General features: G+C 61.5%; 17 protein-coding genes, 2 tRNA genes and 1 pseudogene. 10 read left to right on the plus strand and 10 right to left on the minus strand.

The annotated features are described in order from the left end of the window. The first annotated feature begins 168 nt into the window (after positions 1-168). Entirely contained in the window at positions 169-1,554 is a 1,386-nt protein-coding gene (locus B0G76_RS02935) for an amino acid permease (protein WP_120289970.1), read from the plus strand. Between the two features lie 142 nt (positions 1,555-1,696). Further along, positions 1,697-1,921, plus strand: a complete 225-nt coding sequence (locus tag B0G76_RS02940) for a DUF6900 domain-containing protein (protein WP_120289972.1) — start codon at positions 1,697-1,699, stop codon at positions 1,919-1,921. Positions 1,922-2,042: 121 nt separating this feature from the next. On the opposite strand, the gene B0G76_RS02945 is transcribed toward B0G76_RS02940, so the two are convergent. Then, a tRNA-Leu gene (locus tag B0G76_RS02945) sits at positions 2,043-2,127 on the minus strand. Positions 2,128-2,233: 106 nt separating this feature from the next. After that, positions 2,234-3,619: an oxygen-independent coproporphyrinogen III oxidase gene (gene hemN / locus B0G76_RS02950; protein ID WP_120296161.1), complete on the minus strand. Its 1,386-nt coding sequence runs from the start codon at positions 3,617-3,619 to the stop codon at positions 2,234-2,236. 232 nt (positions 3,620-3,851) lie between these two features. Here hemN and B0G76_RS02955 point away from each other — a divergent pair, with 232 nt between their 5' ends. The 3 genes from B0G76_RS02955 (at position 3,852) to B0G76_RS02965 (ending at position 5,782) form a co-directional block, all read left to right on the plus strand. Further along, a complete protein-coding gene (locus tag B0G76_RS02955; protein ID WP_120296162.1) occupies positions 3,852-4,181 on the plus strand; it encodes a YkgJ family cysteine cluster protein in 330 nt (109 codons plus the stop codon). Positions 4,182-4,270: 89 nt separating this feature from the next. Further along, positions 4,271-4,864, plus strand: coding sequence for a DUF1439 domain-containing protein (locus B0G76_RS02960; RefSeq protein WP_120289974.1), 594 nt, complete (start codon positions 4,271-4,273; stop codon positions 4,862-4,864). An 81-nt stretch (positions 4,865-4,945) separates the two neighbouring features. Next, a complete protein-coding gene (locus B0G76_RS02965; RefSeq protein ID WP_120289976.1) occupies positions 4,946-5,782 on the plus strand; it encodes an undecaprenyl-diphosphate phosphatase in 837 nt (278 codons plus the stop codon). A gap of 83 nt (positions 5,783-5,865) precedes the next feature. Here B0G76_RS02965 and trmB read toward each other — a convergent pair whose 3' ends face one another. Both trmB and B0G76_RS02975 read right to left on the minus strand, forming a co-directional pair. After that, entirely contained in the window at positions 5,866-6,660 is a 795-nt protein-coding gene (gene trmB / locus B0G76_RS02970) for a tRNA (guanosine(46)-N7)-methyltransferase TrmB (protein WP_120289978.1), read from the minus strand. A gap of 294 nt (positions 6,661-6,954) precedes the next feature. Then, positions 6,955-8,219 (minus strand): annotated as a pseudogene (locus B0G76_RS02975) (IS110 family transposase). 282 nt (positions 8,220-8,501) lie between these two features. Between B0G76_RS02975 and B0G76_RS02985 the strand changes: the two are divergent. Together B0G76_RS02985 and B0G76_RS02990 are read left to right on the plus strand one after the other, a co-directional pair. Next, positions 8,502-8,885 carry a hypothetical protein gene (locus B0G76_RS02985; RefSeq protein ID WP_120289984.1) on the plus strand — a complete coding sequence of 128 codons (384 nt, stop codon included), beginning with the start codon at positions 8,502-8,504 and terminating at the stop codon, positions 8,883-8,885. A 3-nt stretch (positions 8,886-8,888) separates the two neighbouring features. After that, the gene (locus B0G76_RS02990; RefSeq protein ID WP_147393996.1) at positions 8,889-9,371 is read left to right on the plus strand and encodes a hypothetical protein; all 483 of its coding nucleotides are present in this window, start codon (positions 8,889-8,891) and stop codon (positions 9,369-9,371) included. Positions 9,372-9,389: 18 nt separating this feature from the next. Here B0G76_RS02990 and B0G76_RS02995 read toward each other — a convergent pair. The 4 genes from B0G76_RS02995 to B0G76_RS03010 form a co-directional block, all read right to left on the minus strand. Further along, positions 9,390-9,463 (minus strand) — tRNA-Gly (locus tag B0G76_RS02995). Between the two features lie 83 nt (positions 9,464-9,546). Continuing rightward, positions 9,547-10,110, minus strand: coding sequence for a YggT family protein (locus B0G76_RS03000; protein WP_093638987.1), 564 nt, complete (start codon positions 10,108-10,110; stop codon positions 9,547-9,549). Between the two features lie 229 nt (positions 10,111-10,339). Continuing rightward, entirely contained in the window at positions 10,340-10,660 is a 321-nt protein-coding gene (locus B0G76_RS03005) for an EthD family reductase (protein WP_120289988.1), read from the minus strand. Between the two features lie 77 nt (positions 10,661-10,737). Then, complete coding sequence (locus tag B0G76_RS03010) at positions 10,738-11,676, minus strand: Rossmann-like and DUF2520 domain-containing protein (protein ID WP_120289990.1); 939 nt, start codon at positions 11,674-11,676, stop codon at positions 10,738-10,740. Between the two features lie 769 nt (positions 11,677-12,445). On the opposite strand from B0G76_RS03010, the gene B0G76_RS03015 reads away from it, so the two are divergent. Both B0G76_RS03015 and B0G76_RS03020 read left to right on the plus strand, forming a co-directional pair. After that, on the plus strand, positions 12,446-12,748 hold the full coding sequence (locus B0G76_RS03015) for a hypothetical protein (protein WP_120296163.1): 303 nt from the start codon (positions 12,446-12,448) through the stop codon (positions 12,746-12,748). 146 nt (positions 12,749-12,894) lie between these two features. Beyond that, on the plus strand, positions 12,895-13,860 hold the full coding sequence (locus tag B0G76_RS03020) for a threo-3-hydroxy-L-aspartate ammonia-lyase (protein WP_120289992.1): 966 nt from the start codon (positions 12,895-12,897) through the stop codon (positions 13,858-13,860). Positions 13,861-13,940: 80 nt separating this feature from the next. Here B0G76_RS03020 and B0G76_RS03025 read toward each other — a convergent pair whose 3' ends face one another. Continuing rightward, the gene (locus B0G76_RS03025) at positions 13,941-14,618 is read right to left on the minus strand and encodes a LysE family translocator (protein WP_120289994.1); all 678 of its coding nucleotides are present in this window, start codon (positions 14,616-14,618) and stop codon (positions 13,941-13,943) included. 126 nt (positions 14,619-14,744) lie between these two features. Beyond that, positions 14,745-16,313, minus strand: a complete 1,569-nt coding sequence (locus tag B0G76_RS03030) for a UbiD family decarboxylase (RefSeq protein WP_120289996.1) — start codon at positions 16,311-16,313, stop codon at positions 14,745-14,747. A 608-nt stretch (positions 16,314-16,921) separates the two neighbouring features. Between B0G76_RS03030 and B0G76_RS03035 the strand changes: the two genes are divergently transcribed. Then, positions 16,922-18,094 (plus strand): lytic transglycosylase domain-containing protein, encoded by a 1,173-nt coding sequence (locus tag B0G76_RS03035; RefSeq protein ID WP_120289998.1) that lies wholly within the window; start codon positions 16,922-16,924, stop codon positions 18,092-18,094. The last annotated feature ends 58 nt before the right edge of the window (positions 18,095-18,152 follow it).

Consider the following 18,152-nt stretch of genomic DNA (forward strand, 5'->3'; position numbering starts at 1 on the left):
GCCCCACGCCAGTGACAATCACTATCCTCGCCGTTAAGTGCGGCGCAGAACCAAGCGCGGGTTGGTCCCAGTATTTAGCTAATATCGGCCGCGGTAAAATTTCAGGTTCTGCCGGGGCAGACCATAAGTCTGATCGGGCGATCGATATCCATACACTGGGGCGCAATTTTGAATAGTGCACAGCAGCAAGACGGCCTGAAGCGCGGGCTCAAGAATCGTCACATCCAGCTGATTGCGCTGGGCGGGGCGATCGGCACCGGCTTGTTTCTCGGCTCCGCCAGCGTGTTGAAGGCAGCCGGCCCGTCGATGATTCTCGGCTACGCGATCGGCGGCATCATCGCCTTCATGATCATGCGGCAGCTCGGCGAAATGGTCGCGCAGGAACCGGTGGCCGGTTCGTTCAGCCACTTCGCCTACAAGTATTGGGGCGACTTCCCCGGCTTTCTGTCCGGCTGGAACTACTGGGTGCTGTACGTGCTCGTGAGCATGGCCGAGCTGACCGCGGTGGGCACCTACGTGCATTACTGGTGGCCGGGAGTGCCTACGTGGGTCTCGGCGCTGGTGTGCTTCGGCATTATCAACGCGATCAATCTTGCCAACGTCAAAGCGTACGGCGAAACCGAATTCTGGTTTGCGATCATCAAGGTGGTGGCGGTGATCGGCATGATCCTGTTCGGCGGCTATCTGTTGATCAGCGGGCATGGCGGGCCGCAGGCCTCGATCACGAATCTCTGGGCCGACGGCGGCTTTTTCCCGCATGGTTTTCATGGCCTGTTCATGATGCTCGCGGTCATCATGTTCTCGTTCGGCGGCCTCGAGTTGATCGGCATTACGGCAGCAGAAGCGTCCGACCCGCAGAAGAGCATTCCGAAGGCCGTAAATCAGGTGATCTACCGGATTCTGATTTTCTACATCTGCTCGCTGGCGGTGCTGCTCTCGTTGTACCCGTGGAGTCAGGTCGCGGCAGGCGGCAGCCCGTTCGTGATGATCTTCTCGCAGATCGGCTCGACGCTGACCGCGAATGTGCTCAACGTGGTGGTGCTGACCGCGGCGCTGTCCGTGTACAACAGCGGCGTGTATGCGAATAGCCGCATGCTCTACGGTCTCGCGGAACAGGGCAACGCGCCGCGTGCGCTGATGAAGGTCGACCGGCGCGGTGTGCCGTATATGGCGATCGGTTTGTCGGCGCTCGCCACGTTCACGTGCGTGATCATCAACTATCTGATTCCGGCTGAAGCGCTCGGTTTGCTGATGGCTCTCGTGGTAGCCGCACTCGTGCTGAACTGGGCGCTGATCAGCCTGACGCACCTGAAGTCGCGCAAGGCGATGGTGGCGGCGGGCGAGACGCTCGTGTTCAAGTCGTTCTGGTTCCCGGTCAGCAACTGGATCTGCCTCGCGTTCATGGCGCTGATCCTCGTGATTCTGGCCATGACGCCGGGCCTCTCGGTCTCGGTGTGGCTTGTGCCCGCATGGCTGGTCGTGATGTGGGCCAGCTATGTCTTCAAGCGCAGGCGCGCGACGATGCATGGCGGCGCGCGGGTGGCGGGGCAGTAGGCGGCGGATATGAGCACCGGCGCCGTTGGCGTCGGCTCGCTCAATGTCGAGAAGAGCTTCAATATGCGACGGAACGTCACATATTGCATGGGCAATTACTGCCTAAGCTGATAAGTGCAATGCCAACTATCAGGAGCCGACCATGACCACCACCATCGAACGCGACGCACATTTGGATTTGCTGCTGTCGATCGCGCATGAAACGCTCGGCATCGCGACGTTCGAACTGAGCGGCAAGGCGAGCGCCGATTTGCGTATCGTGCGCGTCGATAGCCTCGCGAGAGCGCTGGAAGCGGCCTACGATGCCGGCCTCATGGTCGGTCGTCGAGTAAGCGCCAACCGAGGTCTTGCGGGCCAGCAACAGTGATGCGGATTAGCACCGTATCTCAATGCCTTATTTCAATGTTTCAGGCAGGGCAACAAAAAGCCCCGCGCAGCATGACTGGGCGGGGCTTTCTGATTTTATGCGGTACTGCTCGAATCTTTTTTGGTGCCCAGGGCCGGAATCGAACCGGCACGCCTTGCGGCGGGGGATTTTGAGTCCCCTGCGTCTACCAATTTCACCACCTGGGCAGGTCCCGCAGCGCACGCGTCAGCGAATGGCGCGCGGCGAAGACGGAGATTATGGCGGAAAATTCGATGGCGGGCAAGCCGCATGCCTTCTTCGCGTGCTCAGTCATTAAACTGTGCGTGAAAACCGTTCGAGCGTCTGCTGGGCGAGATAGCGGTCGAACACCATCGCGATGTTGCGCACGAGCATGCGCCCGGCCATCTGCACTTCGAGCTTGCTGCCGCTTACCGACACCAGCCCATCCTGCTCGAAGCTACGTAAGCGCTCAAGTTCCGGCTCGAACGTATCGGCGAAGCGAATGCCGTACGCGGCCTCGAATTCGTCGAAGCGCAGTTCCAAATTGCACATCAACTGCGTGATGACATCGCGACGCAGACGGTCGTCGGCAGTGAGGCGCACGCCGCGCGTGATCGCGAGCTTGCCGGCATCGATTGCCGCGGCATAGCCCGGCAGGTCCTTGACGTTCTGCGCGTACACGTCGCCGACCTTGCCTATCGATGACGCGCCGAAGCCGATCAGATCGCATTCAGCGCGCGTGCTGTACCCCTGGAAATTTCGATGCAACGTGCGCTGCGCCTGTGCGCGCGCGAGTTCATCGGTGGGCAGCGCGAAGTGATCCATGCCGATGTAGACATAGCCCGCGCCCGTCAGCCGTTCGACCACCCGTTGCAGAATCGCGAGGCGCACGGCCGGCGAGGGCAGCGTGGCCGCATCCATCTGCCGTTGCATCTTGAAGAGCTGCGGCATGTGCGCATACGCGAACACCGAAAGGCGATCGGGCGCGAGTTCGATCATCGTGTCGAGCGTGCGGCTGAAGCTATCGACCGTTTGATGCGGCAGCCCGTAAATCAGATCGACGCCGATCGAGTGGAACCCCGTGCCACGCGCGGCTTGCATGACCGAGGCAGTCATCTCGAGCGGTTGAATGCGATTGATCGCCTGCTGCACCACCGGATCGAAATCCTGTACGCCGAGACTGAGCCGGTTAAAGCCTAGCGTGCGCAAATGCGCAATGGTCTCTGGCGATGCCTCGCGCGGATCGACTTCGATCGAATACTCGCCTTCAGTATCGGGCAGTAGCGTGAAGTGCTCGCGCGCCGTTGCCATCAGTTCCGTCATTTCGTCATGCGACAGGAACGTGGGCGTGCCGCCGCCCCAATGCAATTGCGAGACCGGGCGCCGCGTGTCGAAACACGCTGCCTGCAAGGCCATTTCGCGCTTCAGTTGCGTGACGTAAGGACGCGCGTGCGCGCGGTTTTTCGTCGCGACCTTGTTGCAGCCGCAGTAGAAACATACGGTGTCGCAAAAGGGGATGTGGAAGTACAGCGAGAGATCGGTGGCGCAAGCGCCGGGGTCTGCCGCGGCGCGTAAATAGTCGGCGGGATCGAACGTGTCGCGGAACTGCAAGGCGGTCGGATAGGACGTATACCGTGGACCGTTCGCGTTGTATTTGGCGAGCAGGTCGGGGCGGAATAGTGTGTTGGCGGTGGTCATGGAGCGCTCGGGTTTGACGGCCACCCTTGAAGAGGCACGAACCGGCGGGTTCTCGAGACCGGATCGAACAGCGCAAACGCCTCTTGAGCGTGGCCTTTCGTAGCCATCAAGTTTACGTGAGCGACCTTCTGCCGGATTGTGTAAAAAGGTCGCACGGGATGCGATGGCACAATGCGGGTCTGGCGCTGCGTTGTCAGTTGTGTTGCTGGTTTTCGAGTTCAGGAAAAATGTTGTGAGTGATATACCGAACAGCGTGCTGAAGCGCGAGTCCCCGTTCCATGTGGACGGTCATGCGTGCCGCCCCGATTGCGGCGCGTGCTGTATCGCGCCGTCGATTTCGAGCCCGATTCCAGGCATGCCGAATGGCAAACCGGCGGGCGTGCGCTGCGTGCAACTCGGCGATGATCTGCGCTGCGCGATCTTCGGTCAGCCAGAGCGGCCGGCATGTTGTTCCGGTTTGCAACCGCAGGCGGACATGTGCGGCGCAAGCCGCAGCGAAGCACTCGCGTGGCTTACCCAGCTGGAAACGCTGACGCAACCGCAACAGGCGGCACGCCGATAGCGCTTGAACGATTCCGCCTTGCCATCCTCGCAGACAGGCACAACCCAACGTAACCGCATGCTCGAGAAGGCTTCCCCAGGAGATTTCGCATGACTCGACCCGCTGCGCCGACCCGGCGCCGCTTCCTGCTTGCAGCGCTGACAGGCACCACCGCGCTTGGCCTCACCGTGTCGCTGGCGGCCTGCGCGACGCCGATCTTTCCGTTCATCCCCTCGCATTACACGTTCTCGCAGCAGCAGGTGCAGGACGCGGTGCAGCGCAAATTCCCGTATCAACGCACGGTTTCGCAGGTGTTCGAGGTTGCGCTGACCAATCCGGTGGTCGGTTTCCTGCCGGACGCGAACCGCGTTTCGGTGATGCTCGATGCACGCTTTGCGAGCCCGTTCATGCCGCAACCGGTCGATGGTGTCTTCACGCTGTCGAGCGAGCTGGCTTACGACGCCGCCAGCAAATCGGTCGTGCTGAAGTCGCCGAACGTCGACAACGTCAGCGTAAGCGGGCAGGCGCAGGCTTACACGCAGCAGATCAATTCCGCGGCGGCCGTGCTCGCCACGCAGTTGCTGACCAACTATCCGATCTACACCTTCAAGCCCGAACAGCTTCAATTTGCCGGGGTGAATTACGAACCCGGTACAATCACCATCCTTACAAACGGCATACGCGTGCAAATCGTCGAGAAATGACGCTGCGCGCGGCTGGCAGGGCCGCGCGCGCACCGTGCTGACCCTGTTCGTTTCGACTATCTACAGCGATGAGGGTCACGGATGGACTGGCTAATGGCTTGCAAGGCGCTGATTCTGGGCGTCGTCGAAGGGTTGACGGAATTTTTGCCGGTGTCGAGTACCGGCCATTTGATCGTCGCGGGCAGTCTGCTCAATTTCACGGACGCACACGCGAAAACCTTCGATGTCGTGATCCAGCTCGGCGCGATACTGGCCGTGTGCTGGGAGTTTCGTCGGCGCATTGGCAGCGTGGTGGTTGGCTTGCCCAGCCGGCCCGACGCGAGGCGCTTCACGCTGAACGTGATCATCGCAACGATTCCGGCTGTCGTGCTCGGCTTGCTGTTCGAGAAGGCCATCAAGGCGGCACTGTTTTCGCCGGTGCCGGTCGCCTTCGCGCTGGTGGCGGGCGGGGTGGTGATTCTCTGGGCCGAAGCGCGCCAGCGCACGCGGGGCGACGCGGCGGCGCGCGTTCAGCACGTCGACGATTTGGGCCCGCTGGATGCGTTGAAAGTCGGTCTCGCTCAGTGTTTCGCGCTGATCCCTGGCATGTCGCGCTCGGGTTCGACGATTGTCGGCGGGATGCTGTTTGGCCTCGAGCGGCGTGTCGCCACGGAGTTCTCTTTTTTCCTCGCGATTCCGATCATCTTCGGCGCGACGGCTTACGAGCTTTATAAAGACTGGCATTTGCTGTCCGTGGACGCGTTTGGCAGTTTCGCGCTCGGTTTCGTGGCGGCCTTTATCAGTGCCTTTGCTTGCGTGCGCTGGCTCCTGCGGTATATCTCCGCGCACGACTTCACCGTGTTCGCGTGGTACCGGATCGGCTTCGGCCTGTTGATTCTGCTGGTCGGCTACAGCGGCGCGTTGAGCTGGGCGGACTGAGTCTTCAGTCCTCTTTCGAATCATGAAAAAAGGTCCGCGTTTGCGGACCTTTTTCTTTGGGCGAGCGAGTTATAGCGTGCGGTTTACGCCGCGCCGCGCTTCCTGAACACGAGATCCCACACGCCGTGCCCAAGTCGCAGCCCGCGACGCTCGAACTTCGTCACCGGACGATATTCGGGACGCGGCGCGTAGCCGTCGGCGGTATTTTCCAGAGCGGAATCGGCGCCCAGGACTTCGAGCATCTGCTCAGCGTAGTTCTGCCAGTCGGTCGCGCAATGAAGGTACGCGCCCGGCTTCAGACGCGAAACCAGCAACGCGACAAACTTCGGCTGGATCAGCCGGCGCTTATGGTGGCGCGCCTTGTGCCATGGGTCGGGAAAGAAGATATGGACGCCGTCGAGGCTGTCCGGCGCGATCATCTGCTCGAGCACTTCGACCGCGTCGTGCTGAATGATGCGGATGTTCGACAGCGCCTGCTCGCCCATCAGCTTCAGCAGCGCGCCGACGCCTGGCTCATGCACTTCGACGCCGAGGAAGTCGTCGTCCGGACGGTGCGAGGCAATCTCCGCGGTGGTTGCGCCCATGCCGAAGCCGATTTCCAACACACGCGGCGCCGCGCGGCCGAACACGCCAGTCCAGTCGGGCTGCTGAGGTGTGAAGGGCACGACGAAGCGCGGGCCGAGTTCGTCCATCGCGCGGCGCTGGCCGGTCGACACGCGACCCGCACGTGTGACGAAGCTGCGGATGCGGCGTCGATGCAGGGCTTCTTCTGGCGGGGTGTCGGTGCCGGCATCGGCGTCGGCCGGTTGGTCTTCAGCTTCGATGGAAGGCGGCGGGAGTTCGTCCGGCAAGCCGGCGTCGTTTGGATCGTGGATCATTATCGATGCTGCTACAAGGGTGAGGGCTCGGCGGCTTGCATGGCGTATTGCGAGGCGCCTTTTTGCGCTTGAGCGGCGCGGGCCGCAGTTCGCAGGCGCGGTTTGCTCGAATCGCCAGGCTAGCCGCCGCCACTACAAAAAAGCCGCCTTCATGGGAGGCGGCTCGTGCTGGATTCTGCTGATGGTTCAGCAGGAAGGTGGAGCGGGCGTTGCAAGTGCGCGTACGGTAGCACACCCGAAAAGGGTGCGTCCAGACGGTCGGCGGTTTGAGGGGGGATGCCCCTATGTGTTTCGTCAAGCATTAGGGGCGGATTTCGGCTGGTAGAGGGTGCCGTCGCGCAGCATTGCGAACAGCACGTCGCAGCGCCGTCTGGCAAGGGCGATGAGAGCCTGATTGTGGCGCTTGCCCTGCTGGACCTTGCGGGCGTAATAGTCCCTTGAGATCGGGTCTCGCAGGGCGGCAAAGGCAGAGAGGAAGAGCGCACGCTTGAGCACCTTGTTGCCCCGCCTGGATGGGTGTTCGCCACGGATAGAAGAGCCTGAGCGTCGAGTGACCGGGGCGAGGCCGGCGTAGGCGGCGAGATGTGCGGCTGACGCGAAGGCTTTGTGAGCAACTTCAGTGAGGAGTCGGGCGGCGGTCCTGACGCCGACTCCCGGCATGCTGGTCAGGACTGGCCAAAGAGGGTGCGCATGTACCAGGCGTTCAACTTCGCTGGCAACCTCGTCGCGTTGTTTGCGCAAAGATGCGAGCTGCAGGGCCAGACGCGGCATGACGATGGTTGATGCCTGAGTACCGGGTACGACCACAGCCTGTTCGCTGAGCGCCTGAACGATTTCGGCAGCGAGGTTTTTGCCCATACGAGGTGCAAGTTTGGTGAGGCGGTTGGCGAGTGTTTTTTCGCTGGTTGCGGCAAGCTCGGCGGGCGACGGGTATCGCTCAAGCAGATCGAGCACGGCCGGATGGTCGAGGCGCGGCCCCAGAACCCGTTCCAGTGCAGGATGGATCTGGGTAAGCAGGCCGCGAATGCGGTTGCTGGTCTGTGTGATCTGTGCGGCGAGATCGTCATCGAAACCGCACAACATGGTGAGTTCGGCGAGCGGCGCGTCGGCCAGTCGAAGCGAGCGCAGCGTGTGCGGCATCGAGCGGGCAGCTTCGGCAATGATGGCGGCATCGCGGGCGTCGGTTTTGGCTTCGCCCGCATGCAGATCGGCGATGCGGCGCATGGCCAGACCTGGCAGATAGGCGACCAGAACGCCTTCGGCGCGGGCGACTGCCAGCGGCAACGCACCGATGGTGGCGGGCTGGTCGACGACGAATAGAAGTTGACCGTGCGCCTTGAGTTCAGTGATGAGGGCGCGCAGTTTAGTCTCATCGTTTGGAAGCGCTTTGTTGTACAGGCGCTTTCCGGTCCGATCGAGAGCGACGGCGTGATGATGGCCTTTACCTACGTCAACGCCAACGAAGACGTCGACGGAGTTATGTTGTTGGTTTTCTTGCATCGAAGTGTTTATGCAGATTGAGCTGGTTGGCCTGCAACATCGGTGGCAAGTCTCGGCATCCACGTTACGGACGGCCTCAAGATGTTCCCGGCCGAGCCCCTATTAGCGATCACCAGCCACCCACCAGGCCCGGTGACAACCCCCCCCCCCGGATCATGGCTGCGACTGGGGGCGAGAATCATGCCGGGCCTAGCTGGCCAAATCCTCAATTATCGAGGAGTGAAGATAGTAACGGGGAATCGGCACCAAGATTACGTTTTCATAACCATGATTGAGATTCGTATGATTTAATCGCGTTGTAAGCCTTCCTCTTGCAACGATTATCAAAGCGAAAATCCATCATGGGCAAATACGCGCACAATCATCGGCAGGCAAAAGCCGCCAAAACGGATTGGGTCGCTATCGATCCAACCGCGGTTCTGACTACTTCCCAGAATGCGCTTCGTAAAGCGATGGCCATTGAAGGCGTGCCGCTCACGCAATTCAACGATTTACTGTGGCTGATGGCGCAGGAGTCGTGCGGCGTGGCGGACGTGCGCAATGGCAAATCGTCCGCGCGCGGGCTTTATCAGTTGCTGCCGCCTCAATATGAATTGAATCCGAATGGCGAAAAATCGTTCGGCAATGCAATTGAAGAATGTCAGGGCGGGATTCGCTATATTCTCGGGCGATATCACACCGCTGCGTCAGCGCGGCTCGCATGGGAAGCAAACCACTGGTGTTGAGCATTGAACAAGTTTCTATTGATGGGCTTCGTTTCGGCCGCGTGCTGGATGGGCGTAGCGCAAGCCGTTGATGCCGGCACGCCGCGCTTTGAAGAGTTCGCGGTGAGCGACACCTTTGCGGGCAAAGCGGCGAAAGTGCGGCTCGTATCCGCGAGCGACAAGGAATATGCAACGCGTATCCGCGAAGCCAGTCGGCAGAAGCCCAACTTCGCCGGGCACTGCGTGCTGGCAAGCTGGGGCTGCGGGGCGTCCTGCGTGTCGAGCGTGGCGATCAATGCGAAGACCGGCCGCGTCACGTGGCTGCCTTTTACGGTGTGCTGCTGGGATGTGGATGTGAAGGAGCCGCTCGAATTCCGGCGCGACAGTCGCCTCCTCGTGGTTCACGGCAGCCGGAATGAAGAGGGAAGCGGGACGTACTACTACGCGTTGGATAAAGAAGGGAATTTCAAACTGGTCAAGGCGGTCGAGAAGACCGCGAAGAACTAGTGACGATTTGAGAAATTCTGGAGCGGGCGATGGGAATCGAACCCACGGCTCTAGCTTGGGAAGCTAGGGTATTACCATTATACGACGCCCGCAGAGCGCACAATTCTACTCGGGAAGGGGCAGTTAGCGCAAATCGCGCCGCCGCCCCTTATCTGCAAGCCGCACGGAGCGTCGTTCAGATCACGAAGTAGGTCAACTGAACAGCCGCACGCGTCACCACCATCAGCAGCACCTGCACGATCACGAACAGCAGGATCGGCGAGAGGTCGATGCCGCCGAGTTGCGGCACCACGCGGCGCAGCGGATTCAGAAACGGCGCGGTCAGCTGGTACAGGATCGGCATGGCCGGCGAGCGCGGATTGAGCCACGACAGCAGCGCCATCAGGATCGTCATCCAGATGATCAGATTCAGCGCCCACTTGATGACGGTCAGCACGGCCACGATCAACAACGTCGGCACAAGCGTGAGCGGATCGGCGCCCGTGAGCACCACCATCAGCACCACGTAAACAATTGCCGCGATCAGAGCCGCGACCAGACTCGCCCAGTCGATGTTGCGGGTGCTGTGCAGAATGTGCCGCAAAGGCAGCACGATCCAGTTGGTGGCTTGCAGCACGGCGTTCGTGACGGGGTTGTACGGCGGCATGCGCACGACCTGCAGCCATGCGCGCAGCAGCAACGCTGCGCCGAACAGCGTAAAGACGGTATTGAGCAGAAAACGGGCGATATCGCCAAACATCTCGTGTCCTTATCCTTCGGATGACGGCCGTCGATCGGCCGCGGGGTGCCGGCGCTGACCGATCGGTGCGCCGGCGGTTTTGTTGGGCTTGCTTGCGCCGTTCCCAGGGGAGGGCGCATTACGCATCAGTTACGCATCAAAGTGGGGACGCGGTGGATCAATTTCCAGGTGCTCGAGTCAGACTAACCGGCAATCTGCATGCTGCCAAACCGCAACCGGCCACGGGACATCACACAGAAACCTTGATTTCGCTGATTAGAATCGTGCCGTTGCCACCGTCGGTGTAATTCGGAATGTCGGCAACCAACTGCTCCGAGGCGGACTTGAAGACTTTATAGAAGTCGTCCGTGCTATCGAACAGGAAGTGGCCTGCGGCGACATACGGCGGCGGCGTTCCCGGCGGCCCGGCATTGATGCCGACGTCGACCGACCAGCCTTTCAGCGACGGCCCAAACAGCGTGGCCGCGAGCGGCATGTGCGTGACGCAGTAATAGTCCACGTCGAAGTGGCCGTTTTCCCGATACGGATAGAGGATGCTGACCTTGATCATTGTGCGTTCTCGTCTGTTGGTCCTGAAGCGCGGCGCTGGCGGATTGCGCGCGGCGCCGGACGTCACATTATCACGCCTTACTTGACGCTGGCACCTGCTGCGGCCTGATTCAGCGACCGGTTGAGCGATTCTTCCACCGCCTCGGCAATCGCCTCGATCGCGGCCGGCGGTTTGGCGCGGCGTTCGGCCAATCCGACCGCGCGCCGCGACAGCAAACCGTACAGCGCGGCATGGTCGCCGCCAAGGCCTTCCAGTAGCGCCAACTGCTTTTCCACGACACCCGTATCGCCGCGCGACACGGGGCCGGCGAGTGCGTTAGGCAGGCCCTTGTCGCGGGCGGTTTCGATTGTGCTGGAGAGCATCGGCAGCAGCGCGCGCAACGCGTCGTCTTCGGCAAAGCCCAGCGTGCGCCATAGCGCGACGCATTCAGCGAGGCTGCACAGCGCGAAGCTCGCGGCGTAATGCGCGGCGGCGTGGTACAGCATGCGTCCGCCCGCTGGAATCGACAACGGATGGCAATGCAGGGCCACGGCCAGTGCCGTCAGCGCATCCTTGAGCGCGCCGTCGGCCTCGATCGTCACCGAGCAGCCGGCGATCCGGTCGATGTCTGCGAGATCGCCGCCAAAGAGGTACAGTGGGTGAAAGCCGCCGATCGCAGCGCCCTGGTCGCGCGCCGGAGCCAGCAGTTCCACCGGCGAGGCGCCACTGCAATGCACGAGCGCCCGGCCGTGCGGGCCGCCTGCCGCGTCCGTCACGAACCGCAGTGTGTGCGCTGTCGTACCGATGCTGTCGTCGGGAACGGCTAAAAAGACGATGTCTGCGGCGTCGACGACCTGTTGTGGATCGTCGAACGCCGCGCAAGATTCGATTTGACTGGCGAGCCGGTTGGCCGAGGCTGCCGTGCGGCTCGCCACCGCCGTGACGGGATAGCCGGCGCGTGAAAAACTCAGCGCGAGACAGCGCGCGAGCCGACCCGCACCGATGAAGCCGAGGCGCGGCAGAGAGGGCTGGGACATGAGGGCCTGCTCCAGACGGAATGCTTGAACGGGAAAGCAGAAGTATCGCGCATCCGTCCGGCAGTGACGTATCCCGGTTCCAGTATTCCTCTGATGAGTGCGCGTGCGATATGGAGCCTCCGGTCAGTCATCCGGCCTCGCGCGCCCCGCAGGTCCGAAAACTGCTCACAATTTCTTTTCCTGAGCCGGTTTGGCAGTTGCTGTTCTGGGTTTTTCGTCTCGCAGTCAGATTCGGGAGGTAACGATGAATATTTTTTCTTACCGAAAGCACTTGCGGTTTTTGACGCACTCGCAGCGCCGTCGCTGGTGGGATCAGAAGAAGCGCTTGACGCCACGCGTACGCATCAGCGGCGCGTACGTCCCGCCCAACGTCTCCAGAGAATTCACCTACGTGAAGGTAGGCTGAAAATACCGTTTGCTCATGGGTAAGAAATGCCTGGTGCGATTGCGCCAGGCATTTTTCATTTGGGCCGTCAGGATTGAAGCTAATTTGTAATTAAAGATTACTGGGAAGTGAGTGGCAGAAGCGGCAAGAGTTGCAAAGCGGAGGATTTGCGTCGTCACGAGCGCTGGCAAACCCTTAGTTCTCGGTCCGTTACAGGGCGTGCCCGGGCGGCACCGCGCCGACGCAAATTCCAACCGATTGCCGCCAATTGCAATTTGCAACAAATGCGAACATCTATGCGTGGTCTTTTTCGATACATTGATTTCATGGCATGCAAGGCATGCGATGTCGGCGACCTTAGTGGGCCGCGCCAGGAGAACAAAAGTGAAAAAGATCGTTCCGTTTGTCGTTGCCGCCGCACTCGGCGTGGGGTTCGCTACTGCTGCAGAGGCGCACGTTTCCGTCGGTATCGGTATTGGCATTCCGATCGCGCCGGCGTATCCGGTTTATGCCGCGCCGCCGCCAGTCTATTACGCGCCGCCGCCTCCGCCGGTGGTGTACGCGCCGGGCTATTACGCACCGCCGGCAGTTGTGGTGGGTGGATATTACGGTGGTTATGGCCGTCCTTATTATCACCATGGCTACTACGGTCGCGGTTATTACGGCCACGGCTACTATCGCCGCTGATCGCAAGAAGCGCGCGGGATGTATTGACGGCGTAACGCCGGCTTGATCGCCGGGTTACGCCGTTTGTGTTTTCACAGCGGCATACCAAAGCACTGTCGAAGCTGGGAGAATGGCTGTTTCGCCACCGCTCCTGGAGAGTTTCGCCGATGCAAGCGCTTCCCGCTCCCACTTTCGACGACGTACTCGACGCCGCTGCGCGTCTTGAAGGCGTCGCCTACCGTACTCCCGTTCTCACTTCCAGCACGTTCAATGAGCGCACGGGTGCGTCAGTGTTCTTCAAGTGCGAAAATTTCCAGCGCATGGGCGCCTTCAAGTTTCGCGGCGCGTACAACGCGATTTCGCATTTCGACGCGGAGCAACGCAAAGCGGGCGTGCTGACGTATTCGTCGGGTAATCATGCGCAAGCAATCGCGCTGTCGGCACGCCTCGCCGGGATTCACGCGACGATCATCATGCCGCACGACGCGCCTGCCGCGAAAGTCGCGGCGACCAAGGGCTATGGCGGCGAAGTGATCAGTTACGACCGCTACACCGAGAATCGCGAAGAGATCGGCCGGCGGCTCGCCGAAGAACGTGGCATGACGCTGATTCCGCCGTACGACCATCCGCACGTGATCGCGGGGCAGGGCACGGCAGTGAAGGAATTGATCGAAGAAATCGGCCCGCTCGACATGCTGTTCGTTTGCCTCGGCGGCGGTGGGCTGATCGGCGGCAGCGCGTTGTCGGCGGCGGCATTGAGTCCGGGGTGTACCGTGATCGGCGTTGAGCCCGAAGCGGGCAGCGACGGCCAGCAATCGCTTGCTCGCGGGGAGATCGTGCATATCGACGCACCGCGCACGATCGCCGATGGCGCTGCCTCCACGCATCTCGGCGACTACACGTTCGCGATCATTCAGAAGTTAGTCGCGCAGATCGAAACGGTCAGCGACGCGCAGTTGATCGACACCCTGCGTTTCTTCGCGCAGCGCATGAAGATCGTGGTGGAACCGACGGGTTGCCTCGCCGCGGCGGCCGTGCTCAATGGCATCGTGCCGGTGAAGGGCAAGCGGGTGGGCGTAGTGGTGAGCGGCGGCAACGTCGATCTGGAGAAGCTGGCGCAGTATCTCGCCTGACAGGCTGCGCGATTGAATTTGCGCCGCGCTGCGCGTATTGAAATCGATGGAAGACGGCTCGCCAAGGCGAGCCGTTTTTTTTAGCTCGCCACCTGAGCGGTCTGCACGATCAGATCGCGATACCCGTTCACGATCACGCTATACGAGAAGTACGCGAACAGCAGCGCCGACAACACATGGCACGCGCGCAGCAAACCGGTGCCGGCGCGTTTGCGTCCGTGGCTGCCGAGTCCGCAGATAAAGATCGTCCAGCACATGCCACCGAGGAAGAAGCCGCCGAGGAATACCGGTGCAGTCGTCACGCTGGTGGCGCCGGCTTTCGCAATCAACGCGCCGCCGACTGCGGCGAACCACAGAATCGCCGAAGGCGACGACATCGCCAGCAACACGCCGCGCAAGAAACCGCGCCACGCGGAAAGATGCGGCGCGTTGGCATCCGCTTCTCCGGCAACGGCAGGTGCCGACGCCGGGAACATGGCTTCACGCGCCATCTTCCACGTGAGAAACAGCAGAATCGCCGCGCCGCCGATCCACACTACCCAGCGCACCGATTCGAACTGCAGCAGCGCAGCCATTCCCGCAAGCGCGAGCGTCGCGTAAACCAGATCGCCGAAACAGGATCCGAGGCCCAACCAGAAGCCTGGTTTGAAGCCGTGCGACAGCGTCAGCGAAATCATCGCGACGTTGACGAGACCGATATCCAGACACAAGGACAACGACAGAAAAAAACCGTCCGACATCATTGAAAAGGCATGCATCCGCGCAACTGCTCCATCAGTTTTGTTATTCAGACTTGTTCTAGCGCGACCGACCCGGATGGCGACCGGATCGCTTCGATGCCGACAGAATCCTAAAAATTCAATGGTGTGATTCGAGGCCTGTTTTTACAGTCCCAATTCATTCCACAAGGTGTCGATACGCTGTTTGACCGCGCTGTCCATCTCAATCGGGCGGCCCCACTCGCGATCGGTTTCGCCGGGCCATTTGTTGGTCGCGTCGAGTCCCATCTTCGACCCGAGACCCGCTACCGGCGAGGCGAAATCCAGATAGTCGATCGGCGTGCGATCGACCAGCACGGTGTCGCGCGCCGGATCGATACGCGTGGTGATGGCCCAGATCACTTCTTTCCAGTCGCGGATATTCACGTCCTCGTCGACCACGACGATGAACTTCGTATACATGAATTGCCGCAGGAAGCTCCACACGCCGAACATCACGCGTTTGGCGTGGCCGGGGTAGCTCTTCTTCATCTGCACGATCGCCATCCGGTAGCTGCATCCTTCGGGCGGCAGATAGAAATCGGTGATTTCGGTGAACTGCTTCTGCAACAGCGGCACGAACACTTCGTTGAGCGCGACGCCGAGCACGGCGGGCTCATCGGGCGGTTTGCCGGTGTAGGTGGAGTGATAGATCGCGTCGCGCCGCATTGTGATGCGCTCGACCGTGAAGACGGGAAACCACTCCTGCTCGTTGTAGTAGCCGGTGTGGTCGCCATAGGGGCCTTCCAGCGCGTGTTCGTAAGCGGCCGATGCGCCTTTCGCCGGACGCGACGGCGCGCCTGCGGGGGCGGGCGAGGGCGTGCCTTCCTGCGGATAGATGAAACCTTCAAGAACGATCTCGGCCCGTGCCGGCACCTGCAAACCGTCGACGCCCGGCGTGATGCACTTCGCGAGTTCGGTGCGGCCGCCACGCAGCAGCCCGGCGAACTGGTATTCCGAGAGTGTGTCGGGCACCGGCGTGACCGCCCCGAGGATGGTCGCCGGATCGGCGCCCAGCACAACCGCCACGGGATACGGCTTGCCTGGATTCTGCAGCGCGAATTCGCGGAAATCCAGTGCGCCGCCGCGATGCGCGAGCCAGCGCATGATCAGTTTGTTACGCCCGATCAGCTGCTGGCGATAGATGCCTAAATTTTGTCGGCTCTTGTTCGGGCCTTTTGTGACGGTCAGGCCCCACGTGATCAGCGGCCCTGCATCGCCCGGCCAGCAGGTCTGAATCGGCAGCTTTGCGAGGTCGACGTCGTTGCCTTCCCAGACGATTTCCTGACAGGGTGGCGCGCTCACCGTTTTGGGCGCCATGTCCCAAACCGCCTTCGCGAGCGAGAACAGTTTTCCGGCGTCCTTGAGCCCCTTTGGCGGCTCCGGCTCCTTCAGTGCGGAGAGCAGGCGGCCGACGTCGCGCAGCGACTCCAGCGCAGCGCTGTCGCCCGCGCCTGCTTCTGCGTCGATACCCATGCCGAGTGCAACGCGGCGCGGCGTGCCGAACAGGTTGCCGAGGACCGGAAACGCGTGCTGCTGCTGGCTCTCGAACAATATCGCCGGACCGCCGGCGCGCAGGACGCGGTCGCACAGTTCGGTCATTTCCAGGACGGGCGAGACGTTTTGCGAGATGCGGCGCAGTTCACCGATCGTTTCGAGACGGCCGACGAAGTCGCGCAGGTCTTTGTATTTCATCTGGTGCGGTAGGGAGCCGCGCAAGCGGCAAAAATGGAAGGCACCGTCAGACTGCGCGGCGCCAAAACGATTGTTGATTTTACCTGTGTCGGCAGGCGCACGTAGATTGGCCAAACGGCCACCTTCGGGAGGCGTAATTGAGATAGCTCAAGACGCGCGCGGCACGCGGTTTTGCAAAGACTGAACACTGTTCATTATTACAATTAGTTATACATTTGCCTATCTATAGTGTTGACGATCTATAAAACCCTGCATAGAATCCGTCCACATTGGTTGCAGGGCGTGAACCTTTTACCACTGCCCCCGGTCCCTTTTGACGCAACGCGTCACCGTTTACCGACCCCCTGCACGGTATCTGACGGCCTTACTGAAGTCCTCGCCAGCGCCATCTGACGCTGGTTTTTCGCGTGGGAGCTACCGCCTGCGTGCTTATTTGGCATGCCGCGGGCCATCTTTTCAAGATGGCTCCCCACAAACGGTATTTACCGTTTTCCCGACGTCGCTGCTGCCCTAACCAGACAGAGCGCGCGATGTCTTGACTCTGCGAACGTGTGTTACCGCCTGTTCAACTGGCGGAGTTCGCGGATCATGCAACATGGGAGATCTGAATGAACGCCTGGTTATCGTGGCGTCCCGATGAACGTATCGCGCAAGTTGTGCGTGGTGCGTTGCGTCGCGGGACGCGAATGAGTCATCACCTGTTTAGCATCGTCGGCGGTGTTGCTGTCGTGCTGGCACTCGCACTGTGGCTGATGCCAGCCTGGCGCGGCAGCCTTGCCGCCAAGCTGATGCCGGTTATTTCCGCCGCTGTGCAGGCCGGTCCCGCCCGTCTGCTGCAGGGCCACCCGCTGCCGGCTTTCGGGCCGCCTGGCGCGTCGTCTGACGACTCGCTGGCCGCAAATTCGACCGGTAGCGACGCCGCTAGCGGCGCGAACAATGGCGTCACCGCCAGCAACACCAGCTACGACGGCGCCTTCGACGGCACCGGTACGTCCGGCATGGGCGTCGCGGCTTTGAACGGCCTTGACCCGCGCACCATGCAGAGCGTTTCCGCGCTGGCACGGCTGATTCCGGCGCAGCGCGTCTCGGCCGACGCGCGCGACGATCGTGTGCTGGTCTCGACCCGCGAGCAGGATCTGGTCGCGTCGTACCTGGCGCGGCGTTATCGCGTGGCTCAGGAGCCCGTAAGCGAGCTCGTGAAGGCAGCGTTCGACACCGGCCGCGAAGTCGGTCTCGACCCGCTTCTGCTGCTCTCCGTGATGGCTATCGAATCGGGCTTCAACCCGTACGCCGAGAGCGGCGTGGGCGCGCAGGGCCTGATGCAGGTAATGTCCAAGGTTCACTCGGACAAATTCCAGTATTTCGGCGGCCAGAGCGCCGCGCTCGAACCGGTCGCGAACATCAAGGTGGGCGCGCTGGTGCTGAAGGATTGCATCGCACGCGGCGGTTCGCTGCCAGGCGGCCTGCGTCTCTACGTCGGCTCGACCTCGCAGGACGACGGCGGCTACGGCGCCAAGGTGATGGCCGAGCGTGGCCGTCTGCGCGATGTGGCGCGTGGCCGCAAGGTGCCGATCAATGCACCGCAGGCTCCGGTTCTGACGGCGTCGAACACGGCTACGGCTGCTGCCTCATCGGCTAACGGCAAGCGCGTGCAGATGACGCTCGATGCCAGCCATCCGTTGAGCGCGGCAGCGCCGGTGAAGACGCCGGTGTCCGAACAGGACGACGCTAGCTCCAATGCGCCTAAGCACGTGGCATCGGCCGCGGAGTTGGGCGCCTGAGATTCAAGTAACGCGGTTCTCGCCTGACACGAGAGCGGCTGGTATAAAAAAGGACACC

Source organism: Paraburkholderia sp. BL23I1N1 (assembly GCF_003610295.1).
GTDB lineage: Bacteria > Pseudomonadota > Gammaproteobacteria > Burkholderiales > Burkholderiaceae > Paraburkholderia.